At 59.4% G+C, this 1,920-nt stretch carries 3 protein-coding genes; all 3 read right to left on the bottom strand.

Annotation, left to right across the window (positions count from 1 at the left end; translation table 11 throughout):
- On the bottom strand, positions 1-258 hold a 258-nt coding region (locus tag L904_RS21965), incomplete at its 3' end, for an ATP-binding cassette domain-containing protein (protein WP_156428584.1).
- 12 nt (positions 259-270) lie between these two features.
- Positions 271-1,095: a carbohydrate ABC transporter permease gene (locus tag L904_RS21970; protein WP_003525171.1), complete on the bottom strand. Its 825-nt coding sequence runs from the start codon at positions 1,093-1,095 to the stop codon at positions 271-273.
- 12 nt (positions 1,096-1,107) lie between these two features.
- Positions 1,108-1,920 (bottom strand): carbohydrate ABC transporter permease (locus tag L904_RS21975; RefSeq protein WP_059762662.1); only part of this gene is annotated, 813 nt, incomplete at its 5' end.

Raw genomic sequence — 1,920 nt, forward strand, 5'->3', positions numbered from 1 at the left:
AAGCGCATAGGACTGGAACACCATGGCAAGGCCACGCTCGGCGGGAGCCTTTTCGGTGACATCCTTGCCGTCGATGACGATCTTGCCGCCGGAGACATCTTCCAGCCCGGCAATCAGGCGCAGCAGCGTGGACTTGCCGCAGCCGGAGGGGCCGACGAAGACGACGAACTCGCCGTCGTTGATATCGAGATCGATCGACGGGATGACTTTCGCCTCACCGAAGAGCTTGGACACGTTCTGAAGGGAAATGCTGCCCATGTTTGTCGTTCCTTATTTCACGGCGCCAAAGGTCAGGCCACGCACGAGTTGTTTCTGCGAGAACCAGCCGATGACGAGAATGGGGGCGATCGCCATCATCGAGGCGGCCGAGAGTTTTGCCCAGAACAGCCCCTGCGGGCTTGAGAAGGAGGCGATGAAGGCCGTCAGCGGCGCTGCATTGGTGGTCGTCAGCCGGATCGTCCAGAAGGATTCATTCCAGGCAAGGATGACGTTCAGAAGCAGCGTCGAGGCAATGCCCGGCACCGCCATCGGCGTCAGCACATGCACGATCTCGTTCCACAAGGATGCGCCATCCATGCGGGCGGCTTCCAGAATCTCGCCGGGGATTTCCCGGAAGTAAGTGTATAGCATCCAGATGACGATCGGCAGGTTGATGAAGGTGAGCATGATGGTCAGCCCGATGCGGGTATCGAGCAGGCCGGCATTGCGGAAGATCAGATAGATCGGCACCAGCACGGCCACCGCCGGCATCATCTTGGTGGAGAGCATCCACATCAAAATGTCCTTGGTGCGCTTGGTCGGCGAGAACGCCATGGCCCAGGCGGCGGGAATGGCGATGATCAGCGCGATGATCGTCGAGCCGAGCGACAGCACCACCGAGTTCATGAACGGCTTGAAGTAATCGCGCTGGGTCTGGACCGTCACGTAATTCTCAAGCGTGCCCGAGGGAATGAGGCTGAAGCCGGCGATTGCCTCCGGCTCGGTCTTGATCGAGGTGAGGAAGGCATAGAGGATCGGGAAGAACAGCAGGAGCGCCACGGCCCAGGCCGCGATGGAAAAGCCGATCTTCGCACGTGTGGTTGTCTTGCGGGCCATGATGTTTCCCCCTTACCGGTCGAGGTTCTTGCCGACGGCGCGCATCAGGAAGATGGCGACGATATTGGCGAGGATGACGGCGATGATGCCGCCGGCCGAAGCGCCGCCGACGTCGTAGCCCAGAAGCGCCGTGCGATAGATGAGGAAGGCGAGGTTGGTGGAGGCATAACCGGGGCCGCCATTGGTGGTGACGAGGATTTCCGCATAGACGCCGAGCAGGAAGATCGTCTGGATCAGGATGACCACGGTGATGGCGCGGGAAAGATGCGGCAGGGTCAGATAGACGAAGCGGTTGACGAAGTTGGCGCCATCCATCTCGGCGGCTTCCTTCTGTTCGCCATCGAGCGATTGCAGGGCGGTCAAGAGGATCAGTGTCGCAAACGGCAGCCATTGCCAGGCGACGATGATGATGATGGAGAGCAGCGGAAACTGCGCGAACCAGTCGACCGGCTGGAAACCGAAGAAGCGCGAGAGATCGGCAAGCACGCCGTAACCGGGATGCATGATCATGTTCTTCCACACCAAAGCTGCGACCGGCGGCATGACGAAGAAGGGCGAGATGATCATGATGCGCACGATGCCCTGGCCGAAAATGTCATTGTCGAGCAGGAGCGCAATGGCGATGCCGCCGATGACGGTGATCAGAAGGACGCCGCCGACGATCAAAAGCGTGTTCCAGATCGACTGGAAGAAGGCCGGGTCGGTATAGAAATACTGGTAATTGAACAGACCAGCAAAGCTGACATTGGCCGGATTGAGGAGATTGTAGTTCTGGAACGAGAACCACAGCGTCATCGCCAGAGGCACGATCATCCACACCAGCAA

Origin of the sequence: Agrobacterium sp. LY4, from assembly GCF_001526585.1 — a bacterium.
Classification (GTDB): domain Bacteria; phylum Pseudomonadota; class Alphaproteobacteria; order Rhizobiales; family Rhizobiaceae; genus Agrobacterium; species Agrobacterium leguminum.